Source organism: Paenibacillus albidus (genome assembly GCF_014644435.1).
GTDB lineage: Bacteria > Bacillota > Bacilli > Paenibacillales > Paenibacillaceae > Paenibacillus_AQ > Paenibacillus_AQ albidus.
The window spans coordinates 1-22,309 of record NZ_BMKR01000062.1 but is presented as its reverse complement, the minus strand read 5'-3'; the positions used below and the strand labels follow the sequence as shown (position 1 = coordinate 22,309).

Sequence of the window (22,309 nt, the reverse complement as noted above, 5' to 3'; positions counted from 1 at the left end):
ATCGAAAATAAGCCGGGTTTGCCCGCATTCTGATGCACAAAGTGCAGTCAAACCAAAGATTCATCTCACTACTGGGTAATTACTTGGCATACTGCACCCGGCCATCAATCGCCCTCTTGTTTACTCTCTACTCACCACTCTGGTCACCCCCCGGTATGCTCTACTTGCCATCCACACTCACCATCAGGTAACTCTAGACCCATCATCCCCAGCATCAAGTTACTCACTACCACCATCCGCGCTCACCATCAGGTAACTCTAGACCCAGCATTCCCAGCATAAGATTACGCTTTATCACCATCCCCACTCACCATCAGGTAACTCTCGCCCCCAGCATTCCCAGCATAAGATTACGCTTTATCACCATCCCCACTCACCATCAGGTAACTCTCGCCCCATCATCCCCAGCATAAGATTACTTTTTACCACCTTCCACACTCACCATCAGGTAACACTCGCCCCAGCATCCCCAGCATAAGGTTACTCTCTACCACCATCCACGCTCACCATCAGGTAACTCTGGACCTATCATCCTAAGCATCAAGTTACTCTCTAGCACCATCCACACTCATCATCAGGTAACTCTCGCCCCATCATCCTAAGCAAAAGATTACTCTTTACCACCATCCCCACTCACCATCAGGTAACTCTCGCCCCATCATCCTAAGCAAAAGATTACTCTTTACCACCATCCACACTCACCATCAGGTAACTCTCGCCCCATCATCCTAAGCATAAGATTACTCTCTACCACCATCCACACTCATCACCAGGTAACTCTCGCCCCATCATCCTAAGCATAAGATTACTCTCTACCACCATCCCAATCACCATCAGGTAACTCTCGCGCCATCATCCCCAGCATAAGGTTACTCACTATCGACCATCCCCGTCCATCCGGAGGTAACAACCCGCATCCCGGCCCCCCTAGGGGAGGAGGCCGAGAACACCAACGCCGCTCTAGTCTGCCGGCAGCTCTATCATCCTGTACTCATAAGCGCTTAGCATGAGTGGTCCGGCGGCGACAGGCGAACCTGTCAGCGCGTCCGCTCCGGTACGCGGCAGCGTCACGCTGCCGCCCCGGCCGTCCATGTTGACCACGGCCCAGATCTCGCTGCTGCCCCGGCGTCTGGGACAGACAATCGTGCCGGGACTGGGGTCGCTGCGTAGCCGGACACCCGCCGCCCGGGCGTAATGCTCAATGACCGCACGCAGCAGGGAATCGCCATCATCGCCGCTGGGCAGGGACCCCAGCATGACTATGGCCCCTTGTCCATAAGGCTGCTCGGTCAGAAAAGACAATCCCGGGGTCAACCCCTCCGTGATTACACCAACACTCGATGCTCCTCCGGCCAGCGGCTCGAATACAGCGCTCCACAAGGATAATTCGGCAGAGATACCGAAGGCCTCTCCAACCGTTCCGGTGCCTTCCATGGGATAGGTGTATTTGGTCTTTACTCCGGCAACGCGTTCCAGTTCGCCCAATCCGGCATCGGTGTGAATGGTGTGCTCTCCGGTCCGGCCTCCGGTCAGCGGTCCGGCGATCCAGATACCGCCTGCTGCTGCGAAAGCGAGGGCACCCTGCATGTATTCCGGGGACAAATAATGGACAAACGGGGTGAACAGCAGCTTATATCCGTCCAGACTGCCGCCTTCGGGCACCAGATCGCGATGAATGCCCAGCTGCAGAATCCGCTTGTAGAAATCGCCCAGCAGGCCGCGGTAATTCAGCTTGCGGTGCGGCTCGGTTGTTAAGAATACCTTCGCCCGGTCCGAATACGTAATCGCTACTTCAGCCTGGAGCGGCTGGCTGGCCAGGATGACGTTCTCAATGTCCCGGCGGGCTTGTCCGGCCTCCAGAACATCGGCATAACCAACCGCAGGTTCTCCCCAGGCACTGAGAATGGCGCTGTGGGGCTGCTCGCTCCCGGAACGCTGCTGCCGCCAGAGCCAATAGGAGAAGGCACCCGCTCCCAGGGCATAAGCTGCCACGGCCTCTGCCTTGAGATAACCGCCGGGATGCGGCGTGGCATAACTCTCAAGTGAGCCGGCGAACGAAGGACTCGTCTCCAGCAGCCAGAAGGGGGTACCCGGTTTGAAGTTGCGCCATAAATCGCAGTTCAGCAGATAAGCGTGCATATTGGCCTGAGAGGCATAGGTATCATAGGCGGCAAAATCCAGATTCCGGTACAACTGCTCATTATCCAGATGGAACGCGACACTGCTGTTATGGGTTATAGGCGCCTTGGAGTAACGGCGGATGATCTCTGCCTGCTCCCCGGCAAATTCAGCGATTTTCTCCATGGAGAAGAGACGGTACATCGTCCGCAGCGAGGAATTATGCAGGAACGGTGCAGGACCCGGCTGAGGGACCTGGTCGAAGCGCTGATAGGTCTGGCTCCAGACCGCTGTTCCCCATGCTTCATTCAACTGGGCGATACTGCCGTAGCGCTGCTCCAGCCACTGATGCCACAGGTCTTTGCAGGTCCCGCACATACATTCCGCCACATGGGCTTTGAATTCATTGTCCAGCTGCCAGGCGGTGAGCCCCGGAAGCGGTCCAAGTTCCCGGGCCAAATGCTCTGTGATGATGGCGGCGCGTCCGCGAAAATAAGGATTGTTCGTGCAGATATGCTGCCGGGCTCCATGTCCCATCACCGTTCCGCCTTCATCCATGAACAGGCGCTCCGGATGTCCGTGAGTCAGCCAAATCGGCGGGGTCGGGGTTGGTGTGCACATGACAGTATCAATCCCGGCGGCATGCAGCAACCGGATATATTCCGCGAATGGTGCGATATCGATTTGGCCCTCCTCCGGCTCCAGCACGGACCAGCAGAACTCCCCGATGCGTACAACATTGATCCCCGTTTCCTTCATCAGCCGGATATCCTCTTCCAGCACGCTGCTGTTCCACAGCTCGGGATACCATGAGGCGCCATAGTATAATTTGTTGGTCATCTGTATGTCCTCCTTACGGCCATAAATATAGGAATTTATCATGGGAAGCATAGGCTTTCCGGCATTTGGCCTGCAATAGTAAAGATTTGCACGGTTTGGACTTTCTTGAACAGGGCAGGTTGTGCCGCCGCCCAGTGCCGTTCAAAAAAGTCCGATTGCCGGAAAATCGCAGCGAAAGCATAATAGGAATCGCAAACAGCTGTACATGATCTATGGAGGTGCACAGGATGAAGCAAGCGAGTATTCCGGGTCTTGCGGGCAGAGAGATGCCGACGCGGACCTACAGGGAAAGACGGGACAGCCGCTGGAGACGGCTGAGACGGGATAAGTGGTTATATATTCTGCTGATCCCCGGCGCATTGTATTTCCTTATATTCAAATATGTTCCGATGTGGGGAATCCTGCTGGCGTTTAAGAACTATCAGCCGTATCTGGGATTCTGGAAAAGCGACTGGGTCGGTTTTGAGCATTTCCGTGTGTTTTTTGACAATCCCGATTTCTTTATGCTGCTACGCAATACACTACTGCTGTCGTTTTATAATCTGGTGTTCTTTTTTCCGGCGCCGATTATTTTGGCTCTGCTGTTGAACGAAATCCGCTTGTCCTTTTACAAAAGAACGATCCAAACGATGATTTATGTGCCCCACTTTATCTCGATGGTAATTGTGGCAAGTATGAGCTATGTGTTCCTGACCACGGAGGGCGGGGCCGTCAATGAATTTTTGTATACGTTTACAGGGCGGAAGATCGACTTCCTCTCCAGCCCGGACTGGTTCAGGCCGCTGATTATCCTGCAGACGATTTGGAAGGAATGCGGCTGGGGCACGATTATTTTCCTGGCGGCTTTGGCCGGTGTAGATGTGGAGCAATATGAGGCGGCTGTCGTGGACGGAGCGAACCGCTGGCGGCAGATCTGGCATATTACCTTGCCGGCGATCCGCAGTACCATCATCATATTGCTCATTTTGCGCATGGGTACCATTTTGGATAACGGCTTCGAACAGATCTTTTTAATGATGAATGCACTCAACCGTGAGGTGGGGGAAGTGTTCGATACCTATGTCTACGCACTCGGGATTACCCAAGGGGCCTTCAGCTACAGTACGGCAGTCGGATTGTTCAAATCCGTAATTGGTGTCACGATGGTGCTGGGCACGAACTGGCTGGCCAAAAAATTTGGGGAGTCCGGACTTTATTAAGAGGGGAAGAGGCTGGTTATGGCAAAACGATATAAAAATGCCGGTGAAACCGTATTTGATGTGTTCAACTATGTAATCCTCGGAATAATCGGAGTGGCAGCTCTTCTCCCGTTTCTGTTCGTGGTAGCAGGTTCCTTTGCGACCGATGCGGAGATTACCAAACGTGCTGTGTTCCTGATTCCGTCGACGATCTCGCTGGATGCTTACCGTTTTATTTTCTCCACGGATACGATCATGCGCAGCATTGGGGTTTCCGTTTATGTGACGGTGCTGGGGACGCTGGTGAATTTATTTTTCACGGTGACCATGGCTTATCCTATGGCCAAACGCAATCTGATGGGGCGCAATCTTATTCTGAATCTGATTATTTTTACCATGCTTTTTGGCGGCGGGATGATCCCGACCTATCTGGTCATCCGGGAGCTTCATCTGCTGGATACGCTGGGTTCGCTCATTTTGCCGGGGGCGATCAGCGCCTTTAACCTCATTATTGTCAAAAATTTCTTTCAGGAGCTCCCTCTGGAGATGGAGGAGGCCGCCCGGATCGACGGGTGTACGGAGCTGGGGCTGCTGTGGCGGATCGTCCTGCCTCTGTCCAAGCCGGTACTGGCCACCTTTACTTTATTTTATGCGGTCGGCCATTGGAACAACTTCTTCTCGGCGCTGCTGTATATCAATGATCCGGAAAAATGGCCCTTGCAGGTGATGCTGCGGCAGATTGTCATGTTGTCCCAAGCGGCGGCAGGCGATATCAGTACCATGGACCCGGGGTTTGTGCAGCCGCCTGAGCAGTCCATCAAGATGGCTGTAATTGTGGTGGGTACATTACCGATTATGTGCGTGTATCCGTTCCTGCAAAAGCATTTTGCCAAAGGGGTGATGCTGGGCTCCATTAAAGGATAGACCATGATCATTATAAAAGGGAGGCTTATTATGCGTACACTAAAGGAAAAAGGTTTGGCAGGCTTGAAGCGCTGGTTGTTAATGTCAGTTGCTGCTATTATGGTTATATCTGTTTTTGCCGGATGCTCCGGCACGAATTCCGAAGGAACGGCGGCGCAGAAGGAAACGGGCGGGAACAGCGGGACTGCTAAGGCAGACGCCCCACTGGAGCTGACGCTTATGCTGCCGATCTTCAAGACAAACTATCCGAAAGACGGCAGCCCGGTTGCAGCGGAGATAGAGAAGAAGACCGGTACAAAGATCCATTTTGAATGGGTACCGAATGCTTCCTACACGGATAAATTCAACATCACTTTGGCTTCCGGGAAGCTGCCGTCGATTATCTATGTTCCGGACGTTAAGGCATCCAGTTTTGTGAACGCTGCCAAGTCGGGAGCCTTCTGGGAAGTCGGGCCTTATCTGAAGGATTATAAGAATTTGAGCCAGGCGAATCCGGTCATTCTCAAAAACTCGTCCATCGAAGGGAAAAACTACGGAATCTACCGGGGACGTCCGCTGGGCCGCAACGGCATGGTATTCCGCTCGGATTGGCTGGAGAAAGTGGGCCAGCAGACTCCGCAGACGGTCGATGATTTCTACAACATGCTGAAGGCGTTCAAGGAGAAGGACCCGGATGGGAACGGGCAGGCTGACACTTACGGCATGGTGCTGGTGAAATGGACCGGCGGTTGGGCCAGCGGTTTTGATACGATCAAGCTGTGGTATGGTTCACCGAACAAATGGGGAGTCAAAGACGGCAAGCTTGTGCCGGAGCATCAATACCCCGAGTATTTGGAAGCGCTTAAGTTCATGAAAAAGCTGTATGACGAGAAATTGATCAACTCCGATTTCGCGGTAATGGACAGCGCCAAATGGACCGATCCAATCGTCAACAACAAAGCGGGCGTCATCGTTGATGTGGTTGATACGGGAGCGCGAATTGATGATAAGATCCATGCCGCTCTGGAGAAAGAGGGCAAGGATGAGCCGGATAAGCATTTTGTGGATGTCAGCGGCGGAGTTACCGGAACCGATGGACAACTGCATACGTTGCCAACCTCAGGATTCTCAATTCTGGCTATTCCCAAATCAAGCGTCAAAAATGAAGCAGAGCTTAAGAAGATCCTGACCTTTCTGGACCGTCTGAACGAAGAGGATATGCAAACCATGCTGGGTTATGGTCTGGAAGGCAAGCATTACACACTGGTCGACGGTTTTATTGAGCGGTCCGCCAACACGGTTCTGCTGGAGTCCGAGGTGGAAGGGCTGAACCAGATGCTGACTTATATTCCCGAGGATATTTCCAAAAAAGTGAAGGAAACCCCGCTGCGGATCAAGCAGGCCGAGGTGCTGAAGGCAAATGAAGCATTGGTCGTTGTTAATCCGGCCGAATCCTTTATATCCAGCGTATATTCGCAAAAAGGTTCACAGCTGGACAATATCATCAATGATGCGCGGATCAAGTTTATTGTAGGACAAATTGACGAAGCGGCACTCCTGTCGGCGTTTGAGGTATGGAACAAGACCGGTGGTGATGATTTGATCAAGGAAATGAACGAATTGTACGCAAAAGCCGACCAATAGACCGAACCGGCTGCCTATCCAGCCGGGGAGAGTCTGAGGCGCAAAACGAAGTTGGTTCGGTTGCACTTCAAATCTACCCGATTTGGCTGGTGAGAGCATGGTAAAAGGAATCTTGGAGAAGTGGAAGCGGTACAGCAAGAAATGGTCCGGAGGAAAAGGGATGTATTACCGCAAGAACCTGATTCTTGTTCTTGCGGTATCCTCTATCCCCGGGTTTATTGTCGGTGCGCTGGTCTACTGGATGGCCGGAGGGCGGCTGGAGAGCGAGCTGCTGAGTATGCATAACCGGCAGATCGAGCAGCGGGCCGCCAATATTGATGAGCAGCTGGTGAATATGGAGCTGATGCTGGCACACTGGGCTTTTGACCCCAAATTCGATTACACCCTGAAGAATCTGGATGTCGCCCAGAAATATGAGCGCTCCTGGGATATTACGAAGACGCTCCTGGTTATGCAAGGCTCAAGCACCATGGTAAAGCGGGTAGAGCTGTACCTGTCCGGAGAGCAGCCGCTTTTGTTCAACCCGGAATATGGAACCGTGGATAACAGTCAGGTGTCCGTCCAATATGACAAGCTGCTCCGCTCAAGGCAAAGCACGTATTGGACCCAGTGGGCCTTTGATCCGGACCGCCCGGGCGAGAAGGACCTGACACTGGTGCACCTGATCCCCGGAGGAAGTCTGAAGCCTTTTGGGACGCTGCTATTGCGGATGGATCCGGAGAAGGTGGCTGTCATGCTCCGGACCATGACCCCATACGACAGCGGCGAGACATTTATGCTTCAGCCCTCCGGCGATTTGTTCATTTCTGCGGGGGACAGTGCCGACGATTCACCTTTTGTGGCTGCATTGCAAGAGGCGATTCAGGAGCGGGGAACCGGCGGAGGTTCCTCCTTCCTGTTTGACTGGGGCAATGCCACCTATGCGGTCACCTCGGGCAGCTTCTCCAGGATTGCCGGCGAGTGGACCTATGTATCCGCTTCGCCGATTACCAGCATTACCGCACCGGTCGTCTTCATTTCACGGCTGATTTTTCTGGTCAGTTCCTGTGCGCTGCTGCTCGCGGCGCTGCTGTCCTGGCTGGCTTCCCGCCGAATTTATTCGCCGGTCGGGCGTCTGCTGCAGACGTTATTGCCCGAGCATGCGGCGGCTGCCGGCAAGGAAGATGAGTTCAAGCTGATTGAACGGCAGTGGAACACGCTGCACGGGCAAAGCCATGCGCTTCAGTACACCTTGGATGAACAGCTGCCGCATGTGAAGGAAAGTTTCCTGAACCAGCTGTTCCAGGGCTATTTGTATGGGTATTCCGAGCAGGACCTGCAGAACCGGATGAAACGGTTCAAGTGGGAGGTGGAAGATTGCCACTTTATGGTGCTGTACATCCAGCTCACGGGAATTTCCAGTCTGGAGGGCAAGTTCCGGGGAGGCGACGAGAGTCTGGTCTCTTTTGCAGCCGTCAACATTATCGCCGAGTTGTCCGCCGCACATTTCAACCAGGCCGATGTGGTGAATTTCCATGACCTGACTGCCGGGCTGCTGTTGATTGAACCGGGGGCCTGTCCTGCCCAGCCGGAAGTGCAGGGCTTTAGCGAGGAGCTGACGGGACTGATTAACCGCATGCTCAATATGCGCGTTACGGTGGCCTTCAGTGCGCCTGTGGAGAGCATTTCGGCCATTCCGCTGGCTTTTGAGGCGGCCAAGCAGGCGGCCAGCTACCGCCAGTTCGGCGGGGAGAATCAGATTATCAATATGGACCGTCCTGCCGGGCAGGGTCAGGCTGCGCCGGATACCCAGTATTCCTTCATGCTGGAGCGGGCGCTGATTCAGGCGCTGCGTACGGGCGAAGCAGAGGAAGCATACCGGCTGCTGGAGGAATTCCTGGGGGCGCTTTGCGCAGACGGGGCCAAGGTGATCGATGTGCAGCAAGGCATGCTCCATCTGCTGGGCAGTATCCAGCATACGATCATGGATTCCGGGATTCACCCGAATCAGCTGTTCCAGGGAGTGAACCTGTATGCCGCACTCTCGCAAATCCATGAACCGAAGCTGATCCTCGCCTGGTTCCGGGAAAAGGTGGTCGCACCGTTCCTGAAGGAGCTGTGCGAACGTTCGGATGCGGGTATAAAACGGACTGTAGAGCAGGCCATGCTGTATATTCAGGAGCACTATATGGACAATATTTCGCTGGACAGCTGTGCAGATTATACCGGGACCAACCCCTTTTTGCTCAGCAAGTCCTTCAAACGGGTAACCGGCAAGAACTTTATTGATTATTTGACGGAACTTCGGCTGGGCAAAGCCAAGGAGCTGCTGCGGGATACGGGGCTGCGGATCAATGACGTCGCGGATCAGGTGGGGTACCAGCACAGCTATTTCAACCGGATTTTCAAAAAGCAGGAGGGAATTACCCCAAGCCGCTACCGTGAACTTAGCCATCATGAATAAAAGGAATACAAGCCTAAAGGGAGATGATTATGTTGTCCTCGGTTTTACCGATTTCGTTGCGCTGGCTGCATAAGCCAAAGGTCGCTGCAGGGGTTACCTGGGGGGTTCCGTGGAACAAAGGCGAGTTGTCCCGCAGCGGGCTGGACAGCTTTTGCCTTGCTGCACCTGAGCTGGAGAAACCGCTGCCGCTGCAAAGCCGGCCTGCGGCCTATTGGCCGGACGGCAGCATCAAGTGGTCCACCCATACGGCGGTCTGCCTGGACGGGGATATTCCGCATTATGTTTTGGAGCGTTCTTCCGCCGCTGCGGGAGCTGTGGATGCGTGCACCGCGTTATCCGTGCAGGAGACGGAGGATACTTATATTGTCGATACAGGCGTCATCCGCTGCACTGTCAATAAAAGCGGCGCCGGATTGATCCGCAGCATTGTCCGCAGCCGCGGGGATGCAGAGCTTGCGATGGAAGGCCCGGAGGGGGCGGAAATATGCAGCGGCGGCGAACTGGTCTGTATCCGCGAGCAGCGGGATGCGGTGTCGGGCGACCTTACCGTCCGTGAGGAGCGTTTTACCGGCAGGACCTGCAGCGCCATCCTGGAACAAGACGGCTCCCTGCGTGCGGTGTTGAAGCTTGAGGGGCGGCACCGTTCGGTTGCCGGTCAGCGCGAGTGGATTCCCTATACACTGCGGCTCTATTTCCATGCCGGACTGGAATCGATCCGGCTGGTTCATACGTTTCATTATGACGGCAACCCTCATCAGGATTATATCAAAGGACTCGGGATCGCTTTTACGGTGCCGATGCGCGGGCCGCATTATAACCGCCATGTCCGTCTGGCCGGAGACAGTGGCCTGTTCAGTGAGTCTCCGAAGTCGCTGCATACCCGGCGGACGAAGGGGAAATACCGCGACTGGTTCACTGATCAGACGGAGGGACGGACCGTGGTCTTTGATCCCGATGAGGATGCTTATTTCCTTGGCCTGCTGGATGATTCGGCGACATGGGACAGCTTCAAGCTGGTGCAGGATTCTTCGGGGCATTACCTGATCCGTAAGCGGACAGGGGAAGGCTGTGTCTGGATCAAAGCGGCTGAAGGCGGCCGGGCGGGGGGCCTTGGTTATGTCGGATCGCCGGATGGCGGTCTGGCCATCGGGATCAAGGATTTCTGGCGCAAACATCCGTCGGGGCTGGAAGCTTGCGGCACCGCTGGGGATGCCGCTGTCTTCACCGCCTGGTTCTGGTCGCCGGATACCGAAGCCATGGATCTGCGCCATTATGATACGAAGACACATGTGGAGTCTTCTTATGAGGGTGCTGCGGAGCTGCGGGCCACCCCTTACGGCATCGCCAATACCAATGAGCTGACGTTATGGTGCACTTCGCAGACGCCGGGCACGGAACTGCTGCAGAGGATGCAGGAGGAAGCGGCCAGCCCTGCTTTGCTGGTCTGTGAACCGGCATATTATCATGACACGCACGCTTTTGGTTTCTGGAGCCTGCCTGACCGCAGTACACCGGTCAAGGCTTATCTGGAGGAGCGGCTGGATGGAATTATTGCTTTTTACCAGGAAGAGGTGGAGCAGCGGAAATGGTACGGCTTCTGGGATTACGGCGACTTCATGCACAGCTATGACCCGGTCCGGCATGTATGGAATTACGATCTGGGCGGCTGCGCCTGGCAGAATGCCGAACTGGTGCCGAATATGTGGCTGTGGGTGACCTTTCTGCGTACCGGCCGCGCCGATGTATTCCGCATGGCCGAAGCCATGACGCGCCACACGAGCGAAGTGGATGTCTACCACTTCGGCGAATATGCGGGGCTGGGCTCCAGGCATAATGTGGTGCATTGGGGCTGCGGCTGCAAGGAGGCGCGTATTGCCATGGCCGGTCTGCACCGCTATTACTATTATCTGACCGGCGATGAGCGGATCGGCGATATCATGGACGGCGTTAAGGATGCGGATTACAGCACGGTTACGCTTGATCCGATGCGGGCCTATTTCCCCAAGGACGAATTCCCGACGCATGTGCGGGTAGGCCCGGACTGGGCGGCTTTCAGCTCGAACTGGATGACACGCTGGGAACGTTTCGAGGATACGTTCTACCGCGACAAAATCCTGACAGGCATCGATTGCATCAAGTCGGCCAACCTGCGCCTGCTGTCGGGGCCTACCTATGGCTATGATCCAAAGACCGGCATCCTGACGGGGATGGGCGACGATAACTGGGGCCGGCATCTCGCCATCAGCATGGGCGGACCGCAGGTCTGGTTAGAACTGGCCGCGATGCTGGAGGACCCCGAGTGGGAGGAAATGCTGGCCGAGTTCGGTGTCTTCTACAATCTGCCGCAGGAAGAGAAGGACGCCTGGAGCGGCGGCTTAATTACCGGCAAGCTCCGTTTTGAGCATCCCGTGCTCAGCGTGGCGATCGCCGCCTATGGCGCTTATTACCACAGCGATCCGGCCACGGCTGAACGTTGCTGGACGATTCTGCTGGACAATCCGTTTGGCCGCGTTAATCTGCAGGAGGAAGCGGAACGGGCGACCTATGTGGCGGAACTGAACGAAATCGACTGGATCAACACCAACGAAGCCTCACAGTGGTCCTTGAATACCATCATCAGCCTGGAGCTGATTGGAGCTTCGGTGCCCGAAGAAGCCGGGCAGGCAAGGGAACTGGAGATTAGGAAGTAGCAATGTATGGTAGGGATACTGGACTATTTGCCGGAGATCAGATTCTGAAGGAGTCAGTCCGGCCAGATAGCGATTTCAGTGTATTTCTTGCAGCCAAATTGCTCTGGAAAGGCTCGAATGTCCATTCTGATGTATTTCATACATTGGAACATAGGTAAACAGTCCACTTCCGCTTTTCCTGATGCACAAAATGCAGCCAAATCAATAATAAGCCGGTTTTGCCTGCTATCTGATGTACAAAATGCAGTCTGGATGCTCCTGCTGGATTAGACTGCGGGCATTCGGGAGTGTTCCAGGTTCCGGCCGTAGTGCCAGAGATCCGGGAGGAGGTAGACCATGTAATTGAGCGCACTTTACGGATGGATTTTTATTGTGACTGTCGGGGTGGGGTGGCTTTTTACAGGGTTACTGATGCTTATGTGGCTACCGGAAAAAAGAGTATCCGGACCTGCTGCGGGAATGGAGGAAGGGGCAGATACAGTTGAATGATGCGGAAGATGAAGCTCAGTTGGATGCTCAGTTAGACACTCAGTTAGACACTCAGTTAGACACTCAGTTAGATGCTCAGTTAGAAAAACAGAACGTGACGCGGGAACAAGCCTTGGCTGAATCCATCAAAGGAACTGCTGTGGAAGGCTGGATTCCCCCGGATTGGAGGCCGCTTTATCACAACCGGCTGGCTTCGCCGGAAGATGTTGCGCGATTCCGTCTGGAGGGGGAAGGGGCGCTCACCTTCCCCATGCAGCGGCTGCGGATGGAAAGTACGCTGGATGCCTCAGAGGGCCAAAAGGCCAACATCGTGTTCTGGTGTCCCGAAGAGTTCCCGGCAGACCTGGCGGTGTCCTGGAAGTTCCGTCCGCTGCGGGAGCCGGGGCTGGCGATTCTCTTCTTCGCCGCCAGAGGCAAAGGCGGCAGGGATGTATTCGATCGGTCTCTTCCGCGCCGAACGGGAGAATACCAGCAGTACCACCATGGGGAGATGGATGCCTTTCACATCTCCTATTTCCGCAGAATGTGGGCAGAGGAGCGGAGCTTCCACACCTGCAATCTGCGTAAAAGCTATGGCTTCCATCTGGTGGCGCAGGGAGCTGATCCGCTTCCGGGTACCTCCGACATGACGGAAGCTTACCGGATGCTGATTGTGAAGCGGGGACCCGTGGTGTCGTTTGCGATAAATGAGCTGCCGCTGTTCACCTGGACCGATGATGGCTCCAACTGGGGACCGCTGCTGTCCGGAGGCAAAATCGGCTTCCGCCAAATGGCGCCGCTGATTGCTGAATACAGTGATTTGAGTATATATGGGAAAAGGGGAGACTAAGAGATATGGTTTATTACTGTTTTCCGCAGGGACGCCATAAGGCGCTGACGATGAGCTATGATGACGGCAGACGGGCTGACGAAAGGCTGCTGGCCTTGTTCAATCAGCATGGGATTAAGGGGACGTTTCATCTGAACTCCGGATTGTTCGGGGAAGGAGACCGCATAACGGCACAGGAGGTGCCGGCATTATACAAGGGTCATGAGGTGTCCGTTCATACGCAGTCGCATCCGACGATGGCCCGTTGCCCGCAGGAGCAGATCGTGCATGAGATTGTAGAGGACCGCAAAGCCCTGGAACGTCTGCTGCGGGTCCCCGTCCGGGGGATGTCCTATCCGAACGGTTCTTATAACAGGGGGATGAAGCAGCTGCTGCCTGCACTCGGCATGGAGTATGCACGGACGGTCCAGACTACCGGCGGCTTCGGAATGCCGGACGACTGGCTGGAATGGCAAGGAACCTGCCACCACAATCAGCGTTTGCTTGAGCATACGGACGCTTTTTTGAAACTGCACAAACGGCAATATCTCTACCTTATGTATGTTTGGGGTCACAGCTATGAGTTCGATAACGACAATAACTGGGAGCTGATGGAGCGCTTTTGCGAGATGGCAGGCGGCCATGAGGAGATCTGGTATGCGACGAATATTGAAGTGGTCCATTATATGAAAGCCTGTGAACAGCTGAGGGTTTCCGCCACTTTGGATTTTGCCTACAATCCGTCTGTCCAGTCCGTATGGCTGGAAGTGGGAGGCCGGATTATCGAAGTGCCGGGCGGTCAGCTGGTCGAGTTCACCGGTTAAGATTATCCATACCCGAAAGAAGAATGGAGGGAACAAAGTATGAATATAACAACCCATCAGGAGATTCATCCGCTGAAGCTGGCAGAGCTGGATATATCGGCAGCCGGCAAGGGCTGCAAAATGCTGCTGGGCGATCTGGACGGGGACGGCCGGGCGGAGCTGCTGCTGGTTCAGCCGGATAACCGCCAGGATGTCCGCTATATTCCGCATCAGGTGCAGTGCCTGACCGCTTTTGATCTGGAGGGGCGGCTGCTATGGCAAAAAGGAACCCCCGATCCCGGCGCAGGCAGTCAGGGCTCGGATTATCCGGCGCAGATTTATGACCTGGACGGTGACGGCCTGCTGGAAGTCCTTGTGGTTATGGACGGACGGTTTCATGTTCTGGAGGGAGCCACGGGAGCGGTTAAGTCGGTGCATGATCTGCCCGCCGAGCATGCGCATGATTGCATTATCATCGCCAACCTGACCGGAGGGGAACGGGCATCCGATATTATTTTGAAGGACCGTTACCATCAGCTCTGGGCGCTTGACCGCAACTTTAAGCTGTTGTGGACCCACACCGGCAATGTGGGACATTACCCCTGGGTTCATGATCTGAATGGCGATGGACGCGATGAGGTAATGGCCGGGTATGACCTGCTGGATGCGGACGGGAATTTGCTGTGGAGCTGTCAGGATCTGGATGATCATGCGGACTGCCTGTGGGTCGGGGATGTGAACGGGGATGGCCTGCCCGAAGTGGTGGTCGGCGGCAGTGTGACCGTGATGTACGACCGCGAAGGACGCGAGCTGTGGCGGTACAGCGGCTCCATTGAGTCACAGCACCTTGCCCTGGGGCGGTTCAGGGAGGATCTCCCGGGGCTCCAGGTAGCGGGGTTAGACCGCATGGTCCGTGAGGATGACGGCAAAGGGTTAAAAGGCAAAGATGCACTGTTCCTGCTGGATAACGGCGGGCAGGAGCTGTGGAAAGAGGAACGCACCACCTCCGGCTGGCTGACGATCGTCGAGGCTGTCAGCAACTGGCGGCCGGGTGCGCCGGATTATATTCTAGCTTACCGCCGGGGTGGAGGTATCCTGCCTGCACTATATGATGGACATATGAAGATTGTGGCTGAATTTGGTTTGGAAGGATATGCGGTTCACGGGGATTTGCTCGGAACCGGTGCGGAGCAGGTCATTATATATACGGAAGAGTCCGCCATCGTCTATTCCGGGGAACCGGTTGATCCGGCTGCACCACGGTCGATAGAACCGCTGCCGCAGCCGAAACGGCTGTATAGCTCAACGCTGTACCCGGGCGGAGAGATTACACGGTGAGGGAGGAAGGTGCTGTGAACAGGATCGCTGCTCTTCCGGAATACTTTCCGGATCAGGAAAGTATCGTCAAGGTGGCAGGCGGACGGATTGAGCCAGTGCTGGCTGCGGTAGCCGGCCGGCATATCGGCGCCCATCCGCCGCAGCTTCCGGTGTACCGGGTTCATTCACGCCGGGGTTTCCGGCGGCTGGACGACTGCCGGTATGTGATGGATCTGGGCGAGCGGCTGCCGGAGCTTGCTGACGGACAATTTGTGTATGTCTGGGGCAAGCTGTGGAGTACACTTGAGGCGGATGCTCCTTTTTCCATCAGCTGCTACAGCCCGGTTAAGGTCAACATTAATGGCCGCGAGGTGTTCCGCTCGAATCTGAACGATGACGTCTTCCCCGATCGGCGGACCTACTTCCGGGCCAAGCTGGAGCCGGGCTGGAATCACTTCATGCTGGAATTTGCGGCTACGGGAACGGGCTGCGGCGGAATCTTTGGGACGGGCAGCGTCAAGGGGGCGCCGCTGCATTTTCTGGCGCCCACTGCGGAGCACAGCGGCAGTGAAGGCTGGATATACAGCGCGCCGCAGCAGGAGCGCTGGACGGTCTGGCCGGGGCAGCGCCGGGATCGCGCCGAAGGGAACGCCGCTGCCGGCGTTCCCGCAAGCGGGCCGCAGGCCGCCGCGCCGTATACAGCCGCAGGCGCAGCAGCGGCTGAGACAGGGGCTGCCGAAGCGGAGCTGGCCGCCCGCTGCCCCTGGTATCCGTCTTCGCTGTGGTCCCGCAGCGAACAGGAGGACGGCAACTTCTCCCGAATCTTCGGGAGTGTGCCGGGAGCCACGGCCTTTGCCTGGTGCAAGCTGGCACCGGGCCAAGGCGAGACCCGGCTGCGGCTGCGCTGCCGGGGAACGGCCGCCATCGCGGTCTACGTCGATGGCACCCTGGTGGCCGCGCTGCCGGAGGCGGGCGGCGGGTTGGAGCTGCCGCCGCTCCGGCTTGGCGGCGGCGGGCGTGACCTCGTCGTCGAGTCGGTCTGCGGCGGCGGGGGGTGGGGTTTTGCACTGGAGGAGCTGCCGGACACGGGGCCGGGCAGGCTGATGTTGCCCTACCCGGTCGAGGGCCCGGCTGACCCGTGGCTGTACCTGGGCCCGTTCACGGCTCCACATGTGCCTGAAGCAGCGGAGCTGACGACTATGGATACCTTGTTCGGCGAGGGGGCGGAGTCCACGTTTTGGCGGGTGGACCAGCCGGATGGATGGGTTCGTCCTTTTTTGGAGAGCGCACTCTACGGCCGCTGGAATTACCCGCTGGGGGTGACGTTGTACGGGCTGCTCAGAACCGGAGCCGCGCTGGCTGATCCGCATTATACCGAATATGCACAGCGGCATATCGAGTTGTGTACGTCACTGCACCAATATGCCTTATGGGACCGCGACCAATACGGGGCTCCGGGCATCAATCATCAGCTGGCGCTGATGGATTCGCTCGATGACTGCGGTTCGTTCGGAGCGGCAATGCTCACGGCGCATAAGCAACGTCCGCTGCGGGGAGCGGAGCAAGCGGCGGCGGATATTGCCGCCTACATCACCAGCGTGCAGGATCGCTGTGAGGGCGGCGCTTTATACCGGACGAGAGGCACCACCGACTTTATGCAGGAGACGATGTGGTGCGACGATTTGTATATGAGCACGCCTTTTTTGAGCAAATATTATGAACAAACGGGGGATACAGCGTATCTGGAGGATGCGGCCTCCCAGTTCCTGCTGTACAAGCAAAAGTTGTTCCAGCCGGAGCTGGGCATTATGCATCATGTCTATGATTATAAGTTCAACAAGCCGAACGGTGTGGCCTGGGGCAGGGGCAACGGCTGGGTGATTTTCTCCCTGGCCGAACTGCTGGGGGTGATGCCCGGGGATCACCGGATGCGGCCGGAGCTGCTGGACTTTTTCCACAAGCTGAGTGAGGGTTATCTCCGGCTGCAGGATGAACAGGGACTGTGGCATCAGGTGCTGACTGATTCCGAATCGTATGCGGAGGCTTCCTGCACCTCGATGTTCATTTATGCTTTCGCCCGGGGAGTCCGCTGCGGCTGGCTGCCAGACCCTGAACCGTATATCGCGTCCGCTCTCAAGGGCTGGGAGGGACTGGCCCGATACTGCATCGACAGGCAGGGCAATGTATACGGTGTCTGCCGCGGCTCAGGGTATTCTTTCAACAAGCTGTATTACAAAGAGGAATTAACCTGGCAATTTAATGATACTCACGGGATTGGCATCGTGCTCCTCGCGGGGATTGAAGTGCTGAAGTTGTCCGAGGCATCCACTGCCCCATAGAAAACATCTTATACGGCGCAGCCGGAAGCAGATTTCTGCCCGCCTCCCGTTTTACCCGTTCTGCTTCCGGTATTGCAGGGGGGAACGTCCGGCGATTTGCCTGAAGACCCGGCCAAAATGGGCAATGCTGTCAAAGCCGGTCTGCTCCGCAATAAAGGTTACTTTGGCGGTGCTGTTCCGCAGCAGAGTCTGGGCCTCCTTGATGCGGATATAGTTCAAATACTCGACGATGGTGAAGCCGGTGGTCTGTTTGAACAGGCGGCAGAGATAGGTGCTGCTGATATAAAAAGTGTCCGACAGCCGCTCCAGACTCAGCTTTTCCATATAATGCGCCTGCAGATAGTCAATGATCTCATACACCTTGCGCTCCTTCTCATTATTCTCCGGGGGGATCGCTTCCCGCGCCGTCTCCCGGATGCGGCCCATTTCCACCAGCAGCTGGAACAGCAGCGTTTGCAGATAAGGTTTCTGCAGTGCTTGCTGTTCTTTTTGCTCTTTGAGCATCGCCTGCAGAATATTCTCCAGCTGGCCTTGTTCATAGGCACCGGGCCGCAGCAGCAGAACGGGCTCCTTCATGAAGGAGAAACTTACACCGTAAGCGTCCAGTGTGGACTGCACGAAACACTCCTGAAAGTTAATCAGAACCCGTTCATGATTGGCCCGGCCTTTGGTGGTGGTGCGGTGCAGTTCGTTTTTATTGATGAAAATAAGATCGCCTTTGCGCAGCGCATAAACCAGATTGTTGATGTAATAGTTGCGCTCCCCGGCCAGCAAGTAATAGATTTCATAGGTCTCATGAAAATGGTCGGAGGCCATGCTGAAAGGATCGCTCCGTTTGAGCTGTTCAATGAAGAATACGCTTTCGAATTCCTTTGACATTCTGTTCACTCTCCGGAAATGAGGATAATATATACATAGTTTTGCGGTTTTTTGCTAAGAAATGCTTAGAAAATGATCTATTTTATACTATACACTAGAGGAAGAAGATTCAGCCAATCTAATGGTAATGGAGGGTTTATTTTGACCAGAAAATATGTATTTGTAGGCACCGGGGGACGGGCAGAATTTTTTTACGGGGAGATTACGAGACAATACCGGGAGACTTCGGCTATCGTCGGTTTTTGTGATGTCAACCAGCGCCGGATGGATTACTCCAACCGTCTGCTGCAGGAGAAATATGATTATCCCGCCGTTCCCACCTATAAGGCACATGAATTTGACCGCATGATTGCCGAGACGAAGCCGGACACAGTGATTGTGACCAGTATCGACCGCACTCATCACCGTTATATTATCCGCGCAATGGAGCTTGGCTGTGACGTCATTTCAGAGAAGCCGATGACTACGGATGAGGAGAAATGCCAGGAGATTCTGGAGGCCACCCGCCGGACGGGCCGCAAGCTGCGCGTCACTTTCAACTACCGGTATGCCCCTCACAACACCAAGATCCGTGAGCTGATTATGGACGGTGCTATCGGAGAGGTATTGTCAGTCAACTTTGAATGGCTGCTTAACACGCAGCACGGGGCGGACTATTTCCGCAGATGGCACCGGGACAAGCGCAACAGCGGCGGTCTGCTGGTGCACAAATCGACCCATCATTTTGATCTGATGAATTTCTGGCTGGGGTCGCATCCCGATACCGTATTTGCCATGGGGGATCTGCGCTTTTATGGGCGGGAGAATGCGGAGAAACGCGGAGTAACCGAATTCTATCAGCGTGCTTATGGAAGTGAAAACGCCAAGGATGATCCGTTTGCGCTGCATCTGGACCAAAATGAGCACCTGAAGCAGATGTATCTGGAGGCTGAAGCCGAGGATGGATATTTGCGCGACCAAAGCGTCTTCGGAGACAACATCAGTATCGAGGATACGATGGGAGTCATGGTCAAATACAAGAACAAGACCATCATGAATTATTCGCTGAATGCCTATCTCCCGTGGGAGGGTTTTATCGTGGTTTTTAACGGAACCAAAGGCCGCCTGGAAGTGAAGGTCGTCGAGCAGTCCTATGTCAATTCCGGAGGCCGGAAAGATCAGGAAGGGGCGCTGAAAGAGAAGCAGATTACCGTATTCCCGCATTTTGCCGCACCTTATGAGGTGGAGATTGAAGAAGGGGTGGGCGGCCATGGCGGCGGCGATCCGGTGATGCTGCGCGATATTTTTGATGAGCCTGCCGAAGACCGTTTCCAGCGCTCTGCGTCCCATATCGACGGGGCCTGGTCGATCATGACCGGCATCGCCGCCAACCGCTCCATGGCCACCGGCCTGCCGGTCAAGGTTGATCAGTTGCTTAAACTGTAGCTCCGGGTTTGCGGCAGCAAGCTTTCCCGGCATCTTAGCTTAGTAACCGTCCTGAGCATCTCACCTGTACCGTTCTCAAAAAAGGAAGGCCTCTTGCAGCCACTGTCATGGCTTTTGGGACCTTCTTTTTTTGCTGCCCACCTGTCTCGCGTCCGCGCAAGGGATGTTATTCTACTGCCGGCATACGGTGAAACGACTTTGAATGTCACTTGTGATTGTCAAAGCCGCAGAGAGAATGCCATAATCAGGCTACGGTAGTGTCCTTTGTAACCTGCCGGTGATACCGGAAGGATGTGAACATAACTTGGGCCCAAAGGGAAGACATTCATTCCGCAACAAGCTTCAGGTTGCTTTTTTGGCGGTAATTATACTGTCCATACTGATCGGGACAGCCCTTCGTTTTAGCAGGTCAACAATTGCTATTGCTTAACAACAGTATATCCGTCTTTCTGAAGCTTGGTTACGATGCCGTCATCCCCGACCATATGCAGGGCGCCAACAACGACAAAATAAGTGGATTTGGTGTCACTGTTCAAATATTCCTTTACATGATTGAACATACCGATGTTGCGGTCCCCGAGCAGGGCTTTGTAGTATTCCGGCTCACTGGCGGAGCTTTTGGTCAGCGCCGTAAGTGTTTCTTCATCGCCTTTTATCCACATTTCGCTCAGCAGGTCAATGGATGTTTCCGCCGTCTCCTTGTCTGCTTGTGCGAGGGAGTCGAGTGTATCTTTCAGCAGCTTCTCCTGCAGGCCGTCCGAGAAATCATTGAACATATTTAATTGCAGTTCAGCCGTTTCCAGTTCAAGCACCGGTTTGTTCATTTTGTGCGACTTTTCTGTGAAATACAGGTCGATACCAGTATCGGGTTTATACCCTTCAGATTGAACCTGGAGGCTGGAAATCGATTGGGTAACCACCCATGGCTTGTAATTATCGAATGAATCTCCAGGCAGTCCGTTTGCTTTTAGGATGGCAACTACCTTGTTGTAAGTCTCTGCTGACACGTGGTCCTTTAGTTTGGTACCATCGGTATAGATGCCTTTTTCTGTCAGGAACTTCTGCATCGCGGTCTGATCTACCTTGGTCAAATCAAGCTCAACGCTCAGCGAATCCGAAGCGGCAAAAGCGGATTCAATCTCCGGACGCAACGGATACATTTTGTCGTTGGCTACGTGAATGGAGCCCAGAAGATAAACGGTGTTTCCTTTGTTCTCTGCCTTCCATAAAAAACCTGTGCTGCCGGCAGCTTGCGGGGCGGCCGTCTTTAGCGTAATGGTGCGCTGTGCAGCGTTCCATTCGACTTTATAACCAATCGTTTCACCAATAAAGCGAATCGGGACATAGGTGGTGTTATTAATCGTTTTGGGAGCAGCGTCCAGCTTCTTCTTCTCGCCGTTTACGGTAGCAGTGGTGCTGCCGATCTGCAGGGAAAGCTCAAGCCCGTTTTTGGTTCCGGTAACCGTTTGGGTCTTGGGGTTCCACAGAACCGCCACGTTCAGCTTCTCCAAGATAGGCCGCATGGGAACCAGCGTCGTTCCGTTCTCCGTGACAGGGTTTGAAGCTCCAAGTTGAACTTCTGTTCCATCCATCCACACCCGGGTAGGCTTATCCGCTGCATTCGCAGTGCCAAGAACCGAAAGCGTGAGGAATAAGGACAGAAATAATGCGCCTAACTTCTTCATAAATACAACACTCCTGTTATTAAGATATGTGTTCTCTGGGTTGTACGGGAGTGACAACATTTGGTTCCGCGAATCTATGAAAAAAAGAATAAATTAGGAGGTTCAGCAATGAAACAGAACAAATATGATGAATCCGGATTTTTTACAAATTACAGTCAAATGCCGCATTCGGTAGGGGGACTGGAGGCTGCCGGGGAATGGGCAGAATTCCGTGCACTGCTGCCGGGGCTGCAGGATAAAAGGGTGCTTGACCTGGGCTGCGGCTTTGGCTGGCATTGCCGGTATGCGCGTGAACAGCAGGCCCGCTCTGTGATTGGTATAGATCTGTCGGAGAATATGCTGGAGCGGGCCCGGGCCATGACGGTTGATCCGAATATCGAGTATCAATGTCTTGCAATCGAAGATATTGATTTTGATAATGGGGCATTCGACGTGGTAATCAGTTCTCTTGCTCTTCATTATATTGAGGACCTAGTACCTTGACCGCGAATAATTTTACCTTTAAGCTCTCCGTATAGAGTCAAATGGGGAGGGCTTACCAATGAATAAAAAATACGTGGTTGAACTGAAACAGGAAGAACGCGAACGGCTTCAGCAACTGCTTCATACGAAGGAGACTTCACGGGGAATTCGAAATCGCTGCCTCATCCTCATGCTGGCAGATGAAAGTCAAGGAGCTATTCCCAAACAGATGGAGATTGCCCAGCGAGTCGGTGTTAGTGACGTCACGATTCACCATACCGTGAAG

General features: G+C 54.7%; 13 protein-coding genes and 2 pseudogenes. 12 read left to right on the top strand and 3 right to left on the bottom strand.

The window, feature by feature from the left end:
• Positions 1–960: 960 nt before the first annotated feature.
• The gene (locus IEY53_RS33435; RefSeq protein WP_189032472.1) at positions 961–2,958 is read right to left on the bottom strand and encodes a beta-galactosidase; all 1,998 of its coding nucleotides are present in this window, start codon (positions 2,956–2,958) and stop codon (positions 961–963) included.
• 227 nt (positions 2,959–3,185) lie between these two features.
• On the opposite strand from IEY53_RS33435, the gene IEY53_RS33430 reads away from it, so the two are divergent.
• The 9 genes from IEY53_RS33430 (at position 3,186) to IEY53_RS33390 (ending at position 17,572) form a co-directional block, all read left to right on the top strand.
• Positions 3,186–4,157, top strand: a complete 972-nt coding sequence (locus IEY53_RS33430) for an ABC transporter permease (protein WP_189032471.1) — start codon at positions 3,186–3,188, stop codon at positions 4,155–4,157.
• A gap of 18 nt (positions 4,158–4,175) precedes the next feature.
• A complete protein-coding gene (locus IEY53_RS33425; protein ID WP_189032469.1) occupies positions 4,176–5,060 on the top strand; it encodes a carbohydrate ABC transporter permease in 885 nt (294 codons plus the stop codon).
• A 30-nt stretch (positions 5,061–5,090) separates the two neighbouring features.
• Positions 5,091–6,683, top strand: coding sequence for an extracellular solute-binding protein (locus IEY53_RS33420; RefSeq protein WP_189032467.1), 1,593 nt, complete (start codon positions 5,091–5,093; stop codon positions 6,681–6,683).
• 97 nt (positions 6,684–6,780) lie between these two features.
• Positions 6,781–9,126 (top strand): helix-turn-helix transcriptional regulator, encoded by a 2,346-nt coding sequence (locus IEY53_RS33415; RefSeq protein WP_189032466.1) that lies wholly within the window; start codon positions 6,781–6,783, stop codon positions 9,124–9,126.
• Positions 9,127–9,155: 29 nt separating this feature from the next.
• Positions 9,156–11,816, top strand: a complete 2,661-nt coding sequence (locus IEY53_RS33410) for an exo-rhamnogalacturonan lyase family protein (RefSeq protein WP_189032464.1) — start codon at positions 9,156–9,158, stop codon at positions 11,814–11,816.
• 583 nt (positions 11,817–12,399) lie between these two features.
• Entirely contained in the window at positions 12,400–13,134 is a 735-nt protein-coding gene (locus IEY53_RS33405) for a DUF1961 family protein (RefSeq protein ID WP_229696506.1), read from the top strand.
• A gap of 5 nt (positions 13,135–13,139) precedes the next feature.
• Positions 13,140–13,937 carry a polysaccharide deacetylase family protein gene (locus tag IEY53_RS33400; protein WP_189032462.1) on the top strand — a complete coding sequence of 266 codons (798 nt, stop codon included), beginning with the start codon at positions 13,140–13,142 and terminating at the stop codon, positions 13,935–13,937.
• Positions 13,938–13,976: 39 nt separating this feature from the next.
• Positions 13,977–15,254, top strand: coding sequence for a hypothetical protein (locus tag IEY53_RS33395; protein WP_189032460.1), 1,278 nt, complete (start codon positions 13,977–13,979; stop codon positions 15,252–15,254).
• 14 nt (positions 15,255–15,268) lie between these two features.
• Entirely contained in the window at positions 15,269–17,572 is a 2,304-nt protein-coding gene (locus tag IEY53_RS33390) for a glycoside hydrolase family 88/105 protein (protein ID WP_308424279.1), read from the top strand.
• 51 nt (positions 17,573–17,623) lie between these two features.
• On the opposite strand, the gene IEY53_RS33385 is transcribed toward IEY53_RS33390, so the two are convergent.
• Entirely contained in the window at positions 17,624–18,451 is an 828-nt protein-coding gene (locus IEY53_RS33385) for an AraC family transcriptional regulator (RefSeq protein ID WP_189032459.1), read from the bottom strand.
• Positions 18,452–18,589: 138 nt separating this feature from the next.
• On the opposite strand from IEY53_RS33385, the gene IEY53_RS33380 reads away from it, so the two are divergent.
• A complete protein-coding gene (locus IEY53_RS33380) occupies positions 18,590–19,876 on the top strand; it encodes a Gfo/Idh/MocA family protein (protein ID WP_189032474.1) in 1,287 nt (428 codons plus the stop codon).
• Positions 19,877–20,295: 419 nt separating this feature from the next.
• On the opposite strand, the gene IEY53_RS33375 is transcribed toward IEY53_RS33380, so the two are convergent.
• Positions 20,296–21,561, bottom strand: coding sequence for a TraB/GumN family protein (locus IEY53_RS33375; RefSeq protein ID WP_189032457.1), 1,266 nt, complete (start codon positions 21,559–21,561; stop codon positions 20,296–20,298).
• Between the two features lie 108 nt (positions 21,562–21,669).
• Here IEY53_RS33375 and IEY53_RS33370 point away from each other — a divergent pair.
• Both IEY53_RS33370 and IEY53_RS33365 read left to right on the top strand, forming a co-directional pair.
• A pseudogene (locus tag IEY53_RS33370) lies at positions 21,670–22,029 on the top strand (class I SAM-dependent methyltransferase); the annotation flags it as partial.
• A 73-nt stretch (positions 22,030–22,102) separates the two neighbouring features.
• Positions 22,103–22,309: pseudogene (locus IEY53_RS33365) on the top strand (helix-turn-helix domain-containing protein); the annotation flags it as partial.